Source organism: Trebonia sp., assembly GCF_049794275.1.
Taxonomy (GTDB): domain Bacteria; phylum Actinomycetota; class Actinomycetes; order Streptosporangiales; family Streptosporangiaceae; genus Trebonia.
Window position 1 is genome coordinate 1 of sequence record NZ_JBARCR010000952.1, and the last position, 1,878, is coordinate 1,878.

Here is a 1,878-nt window from a genome sequence, read left to right on the forward strand (position 1 = left end):
GACGCCGGCGAAAGGCCGAGGATCTGGGCCAGGCGGCTGAAGCCGGCGTCAAGGTCGGCGCCGGGGCCGGCGATGAGCTGTACAGCGACGTGGTCGGCGCCCGCCTGGTGATGCTCCTCGAAGCGCCGCGCGATGGTCGCGCCGTCACCGGAGATGACGAGGGCATCGATGAGGCGATCACTGCCCTCGCCCACTACGTCCTGCTCGGTGAAACCAAGGCGCTGCAGGTTGCTCGTGTAGTTGGTGAGGCCCAGGTACGGCTTGACGACTGACGGGCGGCCGACCGCTCGTGCCTTGGCGGGGTCCGCTTCCATGACGACGCGCTGCTCGGGGGCCAGCAGCTTGCCCGGGCCGAGGATGTTGCGCGCCTGGCGCGTGTGCTCCGGTGTGACCAGGTACGGGTGCGCCCCGGCGGTGCGGCCCGCGGCCAGCTTCAGCACCCGCGGCCCGAGCGCGGCGAGTATCCGCCGGCCTTCCGGCACTCCCTCGGCGTCGAGGACGTCAAGGTAGTTCACCAGCGTCTGGTACGGCGAGCGGTACGCCGCGTGGGCTTCGGGATGCCCGACGCCGATGCCGAGCATGAAACGTCCCGGGTGCGCCGCCTCGGTGCGGTGGTAGGAGCGCGCCACCTCGGCCGCGTCGGCTGTCCATACGTTGACGATGCCGGTCGCGACCTTGATTGTGCTGGTCGCGTCCAGGATCGCCGCCACGTGCGAGAGGTCGGCGGGCGGCGAGCCGCCCTGCCAGATGGTCCCGTAACCGAGCGACTCGATCATGCGTGCCCGCTCCGGCGTGAGTACCGCCGCGCGCCCGAAGACACCGTAACGACCCAACTCCATGGTGGCCCTCCTTGTTGACGAACCTCCTTGGCGCCAACTGCCGCGCGGCCGGGAATCATCCTGGGAAGGCTGGCTCGGATCAGCGTGCCGCGCCCGGCCGGCGGCGCCTGCTTCGAGCAGAAAGCAGGCTAGGGATGGCTGCTTCGAGTTCGAAGGAGCCGAGCTGGCAACACCGAGTTTCCGTCAAAGAGGCAACCTCACGTGATGTTTGCGACACTCGACGCCGTCCCGTCGAAGATGGACACCAAGCGGCTGAGCCGGACGAGGGCAGACCCAGGGCTAGCTGGATCCGGGCGTCCTCTGAAAAGGGAACAGGATGGGAACACCCGTGCCGTGCACGAGCAATCCCGTCCCGTCCCCGCCGATCCCGCTAAATCCCGGATGAGCCGGGCAAACGGCAACGCCGGGCAAACTGACTGCACAGTCGTCCTCGCTGGCGCCGGTGTTCCAAAACCAGTGGCTCAGCTGGTGACTACGACTCAGGTTGCGGCTGGCCCAGTACGACGGCCTCGGACTGTCGCAGCACTCTGAACTGCCGGTCGCGGTTCGAGTCCTGCCGGACACTGCCGGACGCGTGAACGCCTTACTCCGCCGATCGCCGGCCACCATAGGACGATCCCGTCGGGAATCCGCCAGACGGCCCGGCCATGCAGTGGTGCACTGAAGCCATGACCGAGGAACGCCGGCAGGCGCCCGACGGCGACCGGCTCGCTGGCCTGGACCGTCCGCTGCGGAACCGGGTGACGCCCGCGGGCGAGCTGATCGCCACCGAGCACCGCGGGACCATGTACGGCAACCGGGGCGTGCTCCACAACGAGAACCTTGCCCTGGTCCGGCGCTACCAGGTCCGCCGCTGGCTGGCGTGCGCGCTGGAGTTCCGCGGCCGCCGGCGGCCCATCATGCGGCCCCATCGCTACACCGAATTGTTCTTCCTCGACGAGGCCGTCGCGCTGGCCGCCGGTCACCGACCCTGCGCAGAATGCCGCCACGCCGCCTACCAGTCGTTCCGGACGGCCTGGACGGCGGCCCGCGCCCTTCC

2 protein-coding genes are annotated in these 1,878 nt (G+C 69.5%); one reads left to right on the forward strand and one right to left on the reverse strand.

The features are described 5' to 3' along the window. On the reverse strand, positions 1 to 839 hold an 839-nt coding region (locus WA805_RS24395), incomplete at its 3' end, for an LLM class F420-dependent oxidoreductase (protein ID WP_422341230.1). Positions 840 to 1,507: 668 nt separating this feature from the next. On the opposite strand from WA805_RS24395, the gene WA805_RS24400 reads away from it, so the two are divergent. After that, on the forward strand, positions 1,508 to 1,878 hold a 371-nt coding region (locus WA805_RS24400; RefSeq protein ID WP_425243500.1), incomplete at its 3' end, for a hypothetical protein.